A 14,046-nucleotide genomic window follows, 5' to 3' on the forward strand; every position below is an offset into this window, starting at 1 on the left:
GAAGCGGCGGTCATTGGAACAATAAAGTTTTACTTGTATGCAAATACATCGCTAGTGTTTGAATGCGTTCAATCTAAATATTATTAAAATCGAACTCTTTACTAAGCACCCTAACTTGAATTAGCGTCAGACAATCTAACTTAAGGAAATACAATATCTCCAAGTTCTTGTGTCAAAGAAGTCAGTGAATTCACTAAGTTTTTACACAAGAACTAGAAGATTAAAATATTGTCCTGATCAAGAAAATCTTCATGAATCACTATTTGATTCTGTTCTAATTCAGTTCACACTAACTAATAGGATTTGTTATTCCGTTTATAGCCCCATTTTTACTCGCGATCGCCATGCAACGTCAATTCCTACATTTCATCTTGCCTGCCAAACAAATTTGGCATGGAGCGGCACCCTATTGTTTAAGTGGCCTACTTCTGGCTAGCACTGGTTGCTCGCAAGCTAAACCTCCTGAGGTTAATTTGAACCTTCAAGTAGAACCTGCTGGGCGATCGGGAGTTTATTCCGTCTCAGGCAACACAAACTTACCAGACCAGAGCCGCATCACTGTCTCTGCTATCCGCTACCTCTCTCCCAGTCAAACAGCACCCTTAGCAACTGGGGGTTTATCACCACAACTTCAATCTCAGTTGACTTACACCGTCTTAAGTCGGCAAGACGTAGTGGTTAACCAAGGCAAATGGCAGACCTCCCTCAATCTTTGGCAAGTTGCACCCAATGGCCAATTTCGCGAGGGATGGCAGATTAACCAGTCCGAACTCAAAATTCCAACGACTCCCGCCCCTGATGTTGTCTTTCTGGCAACGTTTGAGCCAGAGGGGCAACCGCCTACGATTCAGCAGAAGGTACAAGAGCAAGGAATTCAACTAGAAGGTAATTTAGCGCGATTCACTACTGATGGTCAGCGTTATCTACAGATTAGTCAAGCTTTACCCGTACCCTTACCGACCGGGAAAACCACTCCTCCCACCCTGACGACAGCAGACATCAACGGAGGGTGGGGCGATCGCTCGCAGATTGCTACCCCTGAAAAATCAGCCCCAGCAAACTCCAAGGCAACCGCTAGTGCCAATACAAGCCAAACTACTGCTCCTCTCTCACCTGATCAGTTACTCCGCTAACGACGCTTGCTTCAAGTTATATCTAGCGGCATCAAGGGTTGAGGAAACAGTAGTTTGGATTTGGCAATCAAGTAGCCTTGAGCTAACTGTGTGAGTCAGGAAGCCACTTTCTGTTGAACACGGATTGGCTCTACCTTTTGGGAGCGCTGAGCATAGCTCATAGTGGGATGGAATCTGGTAAAGCTGCTAGCACGAGCAGCATCCAGTTGAGGCACATCGTGCAAAGCTCCTTGCAACACTTCCAGTTGAGCCATGATTTGCTTGAGTTGAGTTTGCAGCTCATCAACTTGAGCATGGGCAACGGGTGATTGTACCTCTGTTTCCTCGGTGGTTGCCCCAGCTTGCGCAAAACTAAGGAAAGCTTGAGCTGGATGCAGAGCTGAGACAGCGGCTTGCACCGAGACAGGGCGGGACAGATCAGTTTTGACCGCAATCTGTGAGGTCGTAACTGTTTCAGCAGTTGCAGTGGGGATGGCTGATGGAGCAATCACGACAGGCTGAGCTAAATCTACCGTAGTTCCCGTGACCACTTGGACTGGCTTGTCATGCAGAAATTCAGAGAGGCCTATAGCAGCTAGGCGAACTTCGGATAACTTTAGTTCTTCTAACTGACTCTCTTTAACTTGCAAATTCTCTTGGAGGCTGGATAGCTGTTCTTCAACTTGAGCCGATTTGCGCGAAGACCGCCGCCATCCAGTTACAGCTACGCTAGCGATGCCCGCACCCAAACTCAGCGCCGTTGCAAAACCAAGGTAAGGAGCTGCTACATCTTTCAATTGGCCACTGAAAACAGGTTCTTGCTGAACCCGAATATCAATTGGCTGTGAACCCAACATAACTAATGGTAACGTCAAGCTGGAAAACACCGTGCTAGACAGAAGGACAGCAGGCAATAAAAAGCTTTTAAGCGACGATACAGGCATTTTGGGGACTCCAAGCAAATATGGGTTTCAAAAGTCGTTGGTTTTGTAGCGGAAAGTATATCTACTGTTTCAATATCCCTAGTTCTTAGGTCAGGCAGGATCGAAAACAGCGACTGAGTGGGTAACTAGGAAATTCACTCTAGAAGGCAGCACATAGAGTAATTTCTCTTCTCTATAAACACTAATAGGTATCTAGGTAATCTTTCGTATAGAGCTGATAAAGACACCCAGAGAAGGTGATGAAGAAGATGTGAACTTTTTACTTAAGCGTTTTGGTTGATAGAAGTTGCGTAAGTTATATCCCTTAGCTTAGATTCTTAATTTTGCCTATACAAATAATCCCTAAAAGGTAAGTACCTCTTAGGATAGAGCTATATTTATCAAGGGCTGAGGGCTACAAGAAGCTTAGATGAAGCTGGATTGTTGAATGGTAAATCTTTCAATAAATAGACACCTTTGACTTGAATTAACGTCCAAAACTGTAATCTTCCGAGTTGCATGTTATTGCGGAGTCGATAGAGTTAGACCGATGAAACCTATTAGTTAACTCAACAGAAGTTAAGAAGCGATTAAGAGGTTATTTCGGGTATCTCATTGAGTGCTCATAGCTAAACCATTTATTGACTAAACATATGAGCAAATTGTTCCAGCCAGCTTTGAAATCTTTTGGGCGCTATTGCCAAAGAGCAATTTCTGCCTGGAAACAGGCACGATCGCTCAACCCCAATCGTCCTCATTTAGGCGCTCAAACCCCAATTTGGCGATCGCGGTCTTTACTCCAGTGGTTGTCCTTAGCTTTAGCGGGTTTATGTCTCAGTTTAGGATTACAGTTCAACCCAGGTTTAGAAGCCGCGAGTGCCGCGATCGCGCTCCCTCTCTCCACCAGAGGAGCCCAAATTGTCGATGGGGTCGGTCGTCCAGTTTTATTGCGGGGAGTGAACTGGTTTGGCATCGAAACTGAATTACATGCCCCTCACGGTCTCTGGGCACGGGACTACCGTGAGATGCTGGCGCAAATCAAAGGATTAGGATACAACATCATTCGGCTGCCCTTCTCCCTAGAAGCTTTGCGCTCTGCCGCAGCAAGTGGCATTGACTTCAATATCGGTGCCAATCAAACCTTGCAAGGTAAATCGCCTCTAGAAATTATGGACGCCGTGATTCAAGAGGCAGGGCAACAAGGGCTACTGATTTTATTGGACTGTCATCAACTGAATGATCAACGCATTCCAGAACTTTGGTATGGCGATGGCTTTACTGAAGCTGATTGGATTGACACCTGGAAAATGTTAGCAAATCGCTACAAGAATCAGCCTCATGTCATTGGAGCTGACCTAAAAAATGAGCCACATGGTCGAGCGAGTTGGGGCACCAATGACATAGCAACAGACTGGCGACTGGCCGCTGAGCGAGCAGGTAGTGCCATTTTGAAGACGAATCCTCATTGGCTGATTGTCGTTGAGGGAGTAGAGAATAATGTCCCTGGACAAAAATTATCCAGGCACTGGCAAGGCGGCAACCTAGAAGGCGTGAAACGTTATCCAGTTCGCTTAGCAGTCAAGAATCAACTCGTTTACTCCCCTCATGAGTATGGCCCTGGAGTTTACGACCAACCTTGGTTCTCAGAAAGAACTTTCCCTAAAAACCTCTACAACCGTTGGGAAACTGGATTTCACTACATTGCGACTCAGAAGCTAGCTCCAGTTTTAATTGGAGAATTTGGGGGACGGCAGGTAGACAGCAATTCCAAAGAAGGCATTTGGCAACAACAGTTGGTTGAGTTTATTAAACAGAAACAACTGAGTTTTACTTACTGGAGCTGGAATCCTAATAGCAAGGATACCGGAGGCGTTTTACAAGATGATTGGCGCAGCATCGAGGACGCTAAGCAAAAACTCTTGAGCCAACTCTTACCTACAGCGCGTTCTCCACTCACAACTTTCCAGCCAACGGGTGCGGCTGTCCCAGCAAAGCAGCAACGAGCGGGGGCAAGCCAGGGGTCAATTCCACGGCCAACTCCGCGATCGCCTGTCACCTCACCCACCTCCTTATCACCTAACAAAACTCGAACGACCAAAAATCAACTCACAACTAAGATGACAATCGAGTCGGATTGGGCGAGTGGCTTTTGCGTCAGGTTCCTAGTCCAGAATCCAACTCAGAAGGCTGTGCAGAATTGGCAGTTAGCTTTTCGCATGAATCAAGCCAACATTAACAATAGCTGGAACGGAAATTTCAACCGCCAAGGTTCGCAATACCAAGTCACACCACCGAGTTGGGCAAGAGTACTACAACCCAATCAAACCGTTGACCTAGGTTTTTGTGCCAACAAGGCAGGCTCTGACTACCGACCACAGCAAGTGTCTGTGTTTTAGTCGTTAGATTTACCGTGGCAAAGAAAAACCGGAGGCTCAGGAATATCTGAACCTCCGGTTTCACTTAAGTCTTAACGGTGTTAGATAGCGCGATTAAAGAAGATTACTCTTCATCGTCATCATCCACCACATCGGTAAACTCATCATCAATCAGTTCATCATCGTCCAAGATGGCAGATGTTGGTTTTTCATCTCCGGGAACGGGAGCCGTGAAACTCTCGAAGCTGAAGTTGGGGCGATCGTCGAATGCACCATCTAACCCGTAGCTACGAGCAGTGCGATCGTCTAAGACCACATCTCGGAGGTCCGCATCTTCATCAAAGACACTGGTGCCATCGAAGGTAAGGTCAATATCGGGACTGCCCACTTCTTCATAAGCATTGAAACCAGTACCCGCTGGAATCAAGCGTCCAATAATCACGTTCTCCTTCAGACCTCTCAACCAGTCAGACTTCCCTTCGATCGCCGCCTCTGTGAGCACCCGTGTAGTTTCTTGGAAACTAGCCGCCGAAATAAAGCTGTCCGTGTTGAGCGATGCCTTGGTGATCCCCAACAACACAGGAGTGTACTCAGCAGGTGCCCCTCCGGTAATGGCCATTGCCTCGTTTACTTGCTGAACTTGGTAGAGTTCCACCAATTCACCAGGCAACATGGTGGTGTCTCCACCATCATCGACGCGAGCCTTAGAAGTCATCTGCCGCACAATCACTTCAATGTGTTTGTCCGAAATATCAATCCCTTGGGATTGGTATACAGACTGCACTTCGTTCACTAAGAAGGTTTGTACCTTCTGCAAACTAATCAGGGATGCGTCATGAACTCCCAACGTTTCGCGGTTGACCTTGAAGACGATCTCCAAAATCTCGTGGGGGTTAGAAGGACCATCCGTGAGAGGTTCTGATGCACCAACTTCCTGCCCATCGGAGACAATCACGTTCTGACCAGGACCAAGGGGATAGTCTGTCATCACGCCATCAGCTTCGATGACTTTGACTTCTGCCACATCATCATCGCTGTAGACGACTTGCGCGGTACCGGGACGCTCTGAGAGGACACAAGCTTCCTTAGGTTTGCGAGCTTCCAATAATTCTTCAATTCTGGGCAAACCTTGGATGATGTCTCCAGTTTTCGTCCGCTCAAACACCAGCAGCACTAAGTTGTCACCCCGCTGAACTAGATCCCCATCATCAATGTGGAGTACAGCTCCAGGAGACACCCGATAAGGACGAGCAATGCGTAAGGTGACTTCACTCTCGCCTATCCCAACGACTTGGCCAGATTCCTCTAGCTTGGTACCAGAGGCGATTTCTGTGCCAGCTACTAGTAAGTCACCTTCTTTCACTTTGGGAGCCTTGCCTTGAGTGCTAATGACCACTCGGTCAGCATCCCTCACCACGAGGATTCGGCGAATCGCTTCGGCTCCTTCGCGAATACCTCGTACTTCACCGGATTCCTTACACTGAATTTCCGTCCGCGCTACGACAGCACCAGGAGCAATCTGCTCGCCATCTTTGACCAAGAGACGAGTGTGAGTACTACCTTGAGTGGTGTCTGCGGCAATATCGCGACGAATCACTAGAGATTCCAGAATCACGAGTTGGAGCCGCATAATCTCTGGATCAGTCTCGTCCGGAATTAGCTCAATGTCAGCGGCTAATTGAGGTGCGTCTTGATCAATCTCCAGTACGAGCTGAGTGCGGAGTAGTTCTAGACCTTCCACGGACTTAACTCGCTCTCCATCCTTGTAAGGCAAGCGTTGTACCGCACGTAGCTGAATGGTACGGCCCGACTCTTCACTAGTCGAGGCTTGACTCGGCACAGAAGGTTCGTTTGGCACCACAAATTCGGTAACCGGACGCAGGAGCACGGCTGGACCTTCGGGCGTTTCTACATACTCCAGGAAGCGGAGTTCGCTCAGGGTTAAACCAGGGAGCACTTCTTGCCCAGGATTAGCCAAGGTGGGTTCTTTACCCATAAATTCTTCGGGATTGTCAATCATGTGCAAGTCCCCTGGCTTGACCACGATTTCCCGCAGAATGTCGTTCTTCTGAATGACTTCAACTACACCATTGCTTTGACAGAAGATGTCTTTAACGACTTCCGTTCCTGCTTCGACGTACTGGCCGTCCTCAACGAGGAGCAAAGAAATATCTTTGTTCACTTCGTGCGCTTCTTCCGGAATCCAAAGCAGCGTCCCGCCTTGAACCACTTCGTAGCCTTGCTTAGCCTTACCTCGCTTCGCCACTTCAACGCCAGAGTAGCGAATGATCCCACCGGTTTGAGTCCGGTAGCGATCGTCGATCAGTTCTGCGACGACTTGGTTGTTTGTCACTTTCGTTCCAGGCGTTGCTTTCAGAGAGAACGACTGGTTGTGGTTGGTTTCAACTAAGTAGTGGTCGCGGCCTTGATAGCTCTCAACCCGCACTCGCGCTTCATCTAGCAATACGGAAGCTGTAATAATTTCAACTTCACGACCGCCCTTACCTTCAGCTTCCTGCTGAGGTAGGCGTACGGTTCCACCATGCTCAGTGATCAGCTTGGTTTCAGCGAGGACGCTACTAGAATCCACGCGATCGCCGTTCTTCACGGTCGGTTCGGCACCAGGGGGCAAGTTGTAAACTTCACCCGATAGAATCCAGATCAAGCCACCTCTTTGAGCAATTCGGGTGGTGTTGCCTTGACGGTCTTTCTTTTCTTCAGGAACGATGTCGGCAAACTTGACTTCTCCAGCCAAGTCAGAAGCTACGTCTTTACTAGCCTTCTCAGTGGTGCGCTGAGTTCGACCCGCCAGCGGGACTTCTGCCAAGAATTGATCCTTCTTGACATGCTCACCATCTTTAACGAGCAAAGTTGAACCTTGAGGAATCGCAAAGGATTCTTTCTTAGAACCCGACTCCAGCATCAAATCAGTATTACTTTCCGCAATTAAAGCTTCATCTCCATGACGGGTCCGGTAGGGACGAGTCCGGAAACGCTTAGCGTAGCGGATGGTGCCTTCAAAAGTAGCCCGCACTTGACGCGCCATTTCTCCAGTAAATACCCCTCCAGTGTGGAAGGTCCGCATGGTTAGCTGCGTTCCAGGCTCACCAATAGATTGGGCAGCAATAATTCCAACCGCTTCACCCAAATCCACCATGTGAGCGTGCGCCAAGCTCCACCCGTAGCAATGCTGACAGACAGAACGAGTCGCTTCACAAGTTAGAGGCGATCGCACCATCACTGTTTCTACGCCTGATTGACCAATGATGTGGCATAGGTCATCCGAGAGGTCTTGGTTCCGAGCAGCGACCACTTCTCCGGTTTGCGGATGCACCACATCCTCTGCGATCACTCGACCAAACAAGCGGTCTTTCAGGGGAATCAAGACGCGATCGCCGTCGGTCATGCTACGCACTGGGATACCCCGTTGGGTGCCACAGTCAAGTTCGCGAATAATCACATCCTGGGCCACGTCCACCAGACGACGGGTGAGATATCCAGAGTCTGCGGTTCTGAGCGCAGTGTCTACTAGTCCCTTCCGCGCCCCGTAAGAGGAAATGATGTATTCAGTAACGGTCAAACCTTCCCGGAAGTTGGTCTTAATTGGCAAGTCAATGATTTCACCTTGCGGATCAGCCATCAGTCCGCGCATACCAACTAGCTGGCGTACCTGGGAGATGTTTCCTCTGGCTCCAGAGAAGGCCATCATGTAAACCGAGTTCAACGGATTGGTGGTTTTGAAATGGCGTACCACCTCATCCTTGAGTTCTTCGCTCGTCCCGTTCCAAGTATCGATCACCTTTTGAAAGCGCTCTACTTCGGTAATCTCGCCACGGGTATAACGGGTTTCCGTTTCTCGAATTTCTTCTTCCGCTGCGTCCAATAGCGCTCGCTTGGTTGGAGGTATTTGTAGGTCATCTACACTAATTGAAACCCCTGCCTTCGTAGCGTAGCGAAAGCCCAGATCCTTCAATAAGTCAGCCACCTGAGCGGTCCGAGCCGTACCGTAGTTGGTAAAAGACCAAGAAATTAGTTTCTTAAGTTGTCCTTTATCAACCACTCGATTCCGAAAAATCACTGGTGCTTCAGGCTTTTGATTTGAATTTTGCTCTGCCATTGTTGCTCTCTGTCCCTCTTTTGATGCAGGAAGAGACGCGTATAGACGCGACTTCCCAGTCGCGTCTACTCATCACGTCTGTAAAGGCTTACGCCACGAAATTGAAGCTTCTACTTTCATGAAGCTTAGTCAGTCAAGGCGTCTTGAATCGTCTTGTTGTAGATAATTCGTCCTGGAGTCGTCCGAATATACTGCGAGATTAAATTCCCCTCCCCGTCTTCACGGGTTCTGCGGAACTTATAAACCTTAGTGACCGTACCATCGGTAGACTCTTGGACTTCTAATGGGTCTGTATCCGGTTCATTGGATTCCATAGCACCATCAAAGCGCACCCAAACGTAAGCATGAAGGTCAACCTGTTGCTGCTCATAGGCCGTGATCGCGTCATCTAAGCCAGAAAAATAACGGCCTGAACCCTTCTGATGAGTAGGATTTTCCGCAGTCAAGTAATAGCAACCCAACACCATATCTTGGCTCGGAGTGACAATTGGGCGACCTGTCGCTGGCGACAAGATATTATTAGAAGCCAGCATCAACAGCCGAGCCTCTGCTTGCGATTCTAACGAGAGTGGAACGTGAACGGCCATTTGGTCACCATCAAAGTCAGCGTTAAACGCGGGACAAACTAATGGGTGCAATTGAATCGCGCGGCCTTCCACTAGAATCGGTTCAAACGCCTGAATCCCCAATCGGTGGAGGGTTGGCGCTCGGTTTAGTAGCACTGGGTGACCATCAATCACTTCTTGCAGCACATCCCAAACACTCGGATCGCCCCGCTGGATTAGCTTCTTGGCAGCCTTGATGTTGTTGACTAAGCCTTGGCGAATCAGCCGATGAATCACGAAAGGTTGGAATAGCTCGATCGCCATTTCCCGTGGCAACCCACATTGGTGAATTTTGAGTTTCGGACCCACCACAATTACAGAACGGCCAGAGTAATCTACCCGCTTACCCAATAGGTTTTGGCGGAAGCGACCTTGCTTACCTTCAATAATGTCTGACAGCGACTTCAAAGGACGGTTGTTGGCACCTACTACGGTTCGTCCGCGACGACCATTGTCAATCAAGGCATCCACTGCTTCCTGAAGCATCCGTTTCTCGTTACGGACAATAATTTCAGGAGCCAGAATTTCTTGTAGACGGGCTAGACGGTTGTTACGGTTAATTACCCGCCGATACAAGTCATTCAAGTCGGAGGTCGCAAAACGGCCTCCATCCAACTGCACCATTGGCCGCAAATCCGGCGGAATCACCGGAATTACCGACAACACCATCCATTCCGCTTGAGCGCCGGTTGCAATGAAGTTGTCAATTACACGCAGTCGCTTAATCAACTTGGCTCGCTTCTGACCCTTGGAGGTCGCAATTTCCTCACGCAGCTGCTCAGCTTCTGTTTCTAAGTTGATGTCTTGCAGCAACCGTTGCAGTGCTTCGGCTCCAATGCCAACTTCAACCCCTTCCAGAGGGGAGTCTTCGCTGTAGATTTGGTCTTCAATCTCAATCCACTGGTCTTCTGTCAGCAGCTGCTTATAAGTTAGATTTTCTGCATTACCTGGATTGAGCACCACATAGGCGTTAAAGTAAACAATCTGCTCCACATCCCGTAAAGGCATATCGAGTAGAATCGCCATGTAGCTCGGAATCCCCTTGAGGTACCAAACGTGAGCTACAGGGGCAGCCAGCTTGATATAGCCCATGCGATGCCGACGCACCCGAGATTCTGTGACTTCGACGCCACAACGCTCACAAACGATCCCGCGATGACGAACTCGCTTGTACTTACCACAATGGCATTCCCAATCTTTAGCTGGGCCAAAGATCCGCTCACAGAATAAACCATCCATCTCTGGCTTCAGGGTCCGGTAGTTGATGGTTTCTGGTTTTGTTACTTCACCAACCACTTGCCCATTAGGTAGAGTCCGCTCCCCCCATTGGCGAATTCGATCCGGAGATGCCAGACCAATTTTGACGTAGTCAAATCGCTGTTCTAGCTTTGGCATCGCTTGCAGCTTCCTTAGTATCTATTGTTGAGATCTGTTGTTGCGCTTAGTCTTTGGGTGACAGGTTGCTAGCTGCCAGCTCTATGAACTGACTATTAGCGCTAGCAACCCATCTCGTATTGACTTAAGCGTCTTCTTCTTCCAGCTCTTCTCTGGAAATGGATTCGTAGGTGGGCCGAGAGGGGGCTCGACGGCTATTGACATCCGCCATTAGGTCTACCTCTACGTCTCGGCTAGTGCCGTCCTCCTTCGTCTCTACCTTGTGGACTGCGATATCCAAACAGAGAGATTGGAGTTCTCGCATCAACACCTTGAAGGATTCTGGGGTTCCCGGACGAGGAATGGCTTTCCCTTTGACAATTGCATTGAGGGCTTCATTCCGACCCTGCATGTCATCCGACTTCACAGTCAACAACTCTTGCAAGGTGTAGGCAGCACCAAATGCCTCCAGTGCCCACACTTCCATTTCCCCAAAGCGCTGACCACCTTGTTGAGCTTTACCACCCAACGGTTGCTGCGTGACGAGCGAGTAAGGTCCAGTAGAACGAGCATGAATCTTGTCATCCACCAAGTGCACCAGCTTCAGCATGTAAGCTTTACCAATGGTCACAGGTTGATCGAAAGGTTCGCCAGTCCGACCGTCAAAAACTTGAGTCTTGCCAGCATTGTCAGGGTCAAACAACCAAGGTTGTCCCTTTCGCTTGCTCGCTTCCTGAAGTTTGCCGTGCACGGTTTCACGAGACTTCTCTGCTCCGTGCATTTCGTCGAAAGGCACGACCTTGAAGCGGGCATCCAAGTTCTCTCCCGCCCAAGCCAAGAGGCATTCAAAGACTTGGCCCACGTTCATCCGAGAAGGTACGCCCAAAGGATTGAGTACGATATCCACAGGACGCCCATCCGGTAAGTAAGGCATGTCTTCGAGCGGCAAGATGCGGGAAATAATTCCCTTGTTGCCGTGACGACCTGCCATCTTGTCCCCGACTTGGATCTTACGCTTCTGGGCTACATAAACCCGCACCACCATGTTGGCACCCGGTGGCAGTTCATCTCCTTGCTCACGGGTAAAGACTCGCACATCCACCACTCGGCCTTTTTCACCATTGGGGACGCGCAGAGAGTTATCACGGACATCTCTGGCTTTTTCACCAAAGATCGCTCGGAGTAGCTTTTCTTCAGGGGGTTGGTCCGATTCTCCTTTGGGAGTCACTTTACCAACCAGAATGTCGCCTGCTTCTACCCAAGCGCCAATCCGAATGATGCCGCTTTCATCCAGTTGGCGAAGTGAATCTTCACCGACGTTGGGAATTTCACGGGTGATTTCTTCGGGGCCAAGCTTGGTTTGACGCGCTTCAATCTCGTATTTCTCAACGTGAATTGAAGTGTAGACGTCGTCAGAAACGAGACGCTCGCTGATCAGGATCGCGTCCTCGTAGTTGTAGCCTTCCCAAGGCATGTAAGCCACTAGAACGTTTTGTCCTAGAGCCAATTCTCCGCCTTCAGTCGCTGAACCATCAGCTAGAACTTGACCTGCCACGACGCGATCGCCCACGAACACGATGGGGCGTTGATTCAAGCAGGTATCTTGGTTAGACCGCTGATACTTCTGCATGGGATACTCAATCTCGCGACCTTGAGGATCTCTCACTCGCAGCTTGTCAGCCGCTACATAAGTGACTTCACCGTCGGTTCGGCTGACTACAACCATCCCGGAGTCACGCGCCGCTTGGGCTTCCAAACCTGTCCCTACCAAGGGCCGCTCTGGCCGCAACAGAGGAACTGCTTGGCGTTGCATGTTAGAACCCATCAGAGCGCGGTTCGCGTCATCATGCTCTAGGAAAGGAATCAACGAAGCTGCCACCGAAATGATTTGCACGGGCGAGACAGCCACGTAGTCCACCTGATCTGGCGTAGTGGTCGTGAAGTCTTGGCGGTAACGCACTGGAACAGTCACACCTTGAATGTAACCTGCCTCATCCATCGGGATATCACCCGGAGCAACCCGCAGATCATCTTCCTCATCTGCGGTCATGTAGATAGGGGGCTGGTCCTTCAGAACGCATCCCGTCTCCACAGGATAAAACGGTGTCTCAATGAACCCGTAGGCGTTGACGCGAGCATGAGTTGCCAAAGAACCGATCAAACCAGCGTTCGGACCTTCTGGAGTCTCAATCGGACAAATCCGCCCATAGTGGCTAGGGTGAATATCCCGTACTGCAAAGCCCGCCCTCTCTCTCGTCAAACCACCAGGGCCTAAGGCACTGAGGCGACGCTTGTGAGTCAACTCGGCCAACGGATTGGTTTGGTCCATGAACTGAGACAGTTGGCTGGAACCAAAAAACTCTTTAATCGCAGCAACGAGGGGTTTGGGGTTCACCAAAGAGGCAGGTGTCAGAGAATCTGCATCCGAGACAGTCATCCGTTCTCGAATAATCCGCTCTAAACGGTTGAGGCCGACTCTAACTTGGTTTTGCAACAACTCACCCACGGAGCGCACCCGACGGTTGCCCAGGTGATCGATGTCATCAATGTTGCCAATATCAAATTCCAAGTTAATCAGGTAATCAATGGCCGCCAAGATATCCTGAGCCGTCAAGACTCGGACGGTATCCGCCACATTGAGTCTGAGTTTCTTGTTGAGCTTATAGCGACCCACCCGACCCAAGTCGTAACGCTTAGGATCAAAGAAGCGGGAGTCCAGCAGTTGTTGTCCCCCGGAAACGGTTGGAGGTTCACCAGGACGCAGTTTGCGATAAAGCTCCATCAAAGCTTCTTCTTCGCTAAACTGGCCTTCCTTCTCAATCGTTTTCTGGAAGTACTCTGGGTGACGCAGAGCATCAAAAATTTCGTTGTCGGTGAGACCTAAGGCCTTCAACAACACCTGAGCAGATAGTTTGCGGGTTTTGTCAATTCGTACCCACACCAAGTCGTTCTTGTCAGTCTCAAACTTGAGCCAAGCGCCTCGGTTGGGAATCAAGCTGGCATTGTAGGTACGACGACCATTTTTGTCAGTTTCAGACTTATAGTAGACGCCAGGGCTGCGAACAATCTGATTGACGATAACCCGCTCAGCACCGTTAATAATGAAGGTACCGCGATCGGTCATTAAAGGCAGGTCACCGATGAAAACTTCCTGCTCTTTAATCTCACCCGTCTCTTTGTTGATCAAGCGGGTAGGAACGTACATCTGGACAGCATAAGTGCCATCCCGTCGCTTCGCTTCATCAACGTCGTATTTGGGTCGCTTCAGTTTGTAATTCTTACCTAGGAAATGTAACTCCAGTTTGCCCGTGTAATCGGTAATAGGCGAGAAGCTCTCTAGCTCCTCAATGAGTCCCTCTTCTAAGAACCAGCGAAAACTGGATCGCTGAATCTCAACTAAATCTGGAAGGGTGAAGGCCAGTGCAGTTTGAGTCTGATTAGTCATGCGTCTCCTCAGGAGGGTCACGCCCAGCGCGAGTCCCAGATGTTATGCGATCTGCACAAAAATGTCAATAGAAAAGTTTGGACCCTGACGAGAAG

The 14,046-nt window shown here is 49.5% G+C and carries 6 protein-coding genes; 2 read left to right on the forward strand and 4 right to left on the reverse strand.

Annotated features, from left to right (window positions below; genetic code table 11):
- The first annotated feature begins 344 nt into the window (after positions 1-344).
- Complete coding sequence (locus H6F68_RS02465) at positions 345-1,133, forward strand: hypothetical protein (protein ID WP_190556187.1); 789 nt, start codon at positions 345-347, stop codon at positions 1,131-1,133.
- A 95-nt stretch (positions 1,134-1,228) separates the two neighbouring features.
- On the opposite strand, the gene H6F68_RS02470 is transcribed toward H6F68_RS02465, so the two are convergent.
- Positions 1,229-1,969 (reverse strand): hypothetical protein, encoded by a 741-nt coding sequence (locus tag H6F68_RS02470; protein ID WP_190556189.1) that lies wholly within the window; start codon positions 1,967-1,969, stop codon positions 1,229-1,231.
- 719 nt (positions 1,970-2,688) lie between these two features.
- Here H6F68_RS02470 and H6F68_RS02475 point away from each other — a divergent pair.
- The gene (locus H6F68_RS02475; RefSeq protein ID WP_190556191.1) at positions 2,689-4,431 is read left to right on the forward strand and encodes a cellulase family glycosylhydrolase; all 1,743 of its coding nucleotides are present in this window, start codon (positions 2,689-2,691) and stop codon (positions 4,429-4,431) included.
- Positions 4,432-4,534: 103 nt separating this feature from the next.
- On the opposite strand, the gene H6F68_RS02480 is transcribed toward H6F68_RS02475, so the two are convergent.
- The 3 genes from H6F68_RS02480 to rpoB all read right to left on the reverse strand — a co-directional run bounded on the left by H6F68_RS02480 (position 4,535) and on the right by rpoB (position 13,951).
- Entirely contained in the window at positions 4,535-8,527 is a 3,993-nt protein-coding gene (locus H6F68_RS02480) for a DNA-directed RNA polymerase subunit beta' (protein ID WP_190556193.1), read from the reverse strand.
- A gap of 125 nt (positions 8,528-8,652) precedes the next feature.
- The gene (locus H6F68_RS02485; RefSeq protein ID WP_190431416.1) at positions 8,653-10,527 is read right to left on the reverse strand and encodes a DNA-directed RNA polymerase subunit gamma; all 1,875 of its coding nucleotides are present in this window, start codon (positions 10,525-10,527) and stop codon (positions 8,653-8,655) included.
- 124 nt (positions 10,528-10,651) lie between these two features.
- Complete coding sequence (rpoB, locus tag H6F68_RS02490; protein ID WP_190431415.1) at positions 10,652-13,951, reverse strand: DNA-directed RNA polymerase subunit beta; 3,300 nt, start codon at positions 13,949-13,951, stop codon at positions 10,652-10,654.
- Positions 13,952-14,046: the final 95 nt, after the last annotated feature.

This window comes from Trichocoleus sp. FACHB-262, assembly GCF_014696035.1.
In the GTDB taxonomy this organism is placed as follows: Bacteria; Cyanobacteriota; Cyanobacteriia; order FACHB-46; family FACHB-46; genus Trichocoleus.

Excerpts from the sequence above, each read along its gene's own strand:
- H6F68_RS02465 (WP_190556187.1), top strand. The coding sequence starts at position 345 with ATGCAACGTCAATTCCTACATTTCATCTTGCCTGCCAAACAAATTTGG.
- H6F68_RS02470 (WP_190556189.1), bottom strand. The coding sequence starts at position 1,969 with ATGTTGGGTTCACAGCCAATTGATATTCGGGTTCAGCAAGAACCTGTT.
- H6F68_RS02475 (WP_190556191.1), top strand. The coding sequence starts at position 2,689 with ATGAGCAAATTGTTCCAGCCAGCTTTGAAATCTTTTGGGCGCTATTGC.
- H6F68_RS02480 (WP_190556193.1), bottom strand. The coding sequence starts at position 8,527 with ATGGCAGAGCAAAATTCAAATCAAAAGCCTGAAGCACCAGTGATTTTT.
- H6F68_RS02485 (WP_190431416.1), bottom strand. The coding sequence starts at position 10,527 with ATGCCAAAGCTAGAACAGCGATTTGACTACGTCAAAATTGGTCTGGCA.
- rpoB (WP_190431415.1), bottom strand. The coding sequence starts at position 13,951 with ATGACTAATCAGACTCAAACTGCACTGGCCTTCACCCTTCCAGATTTA.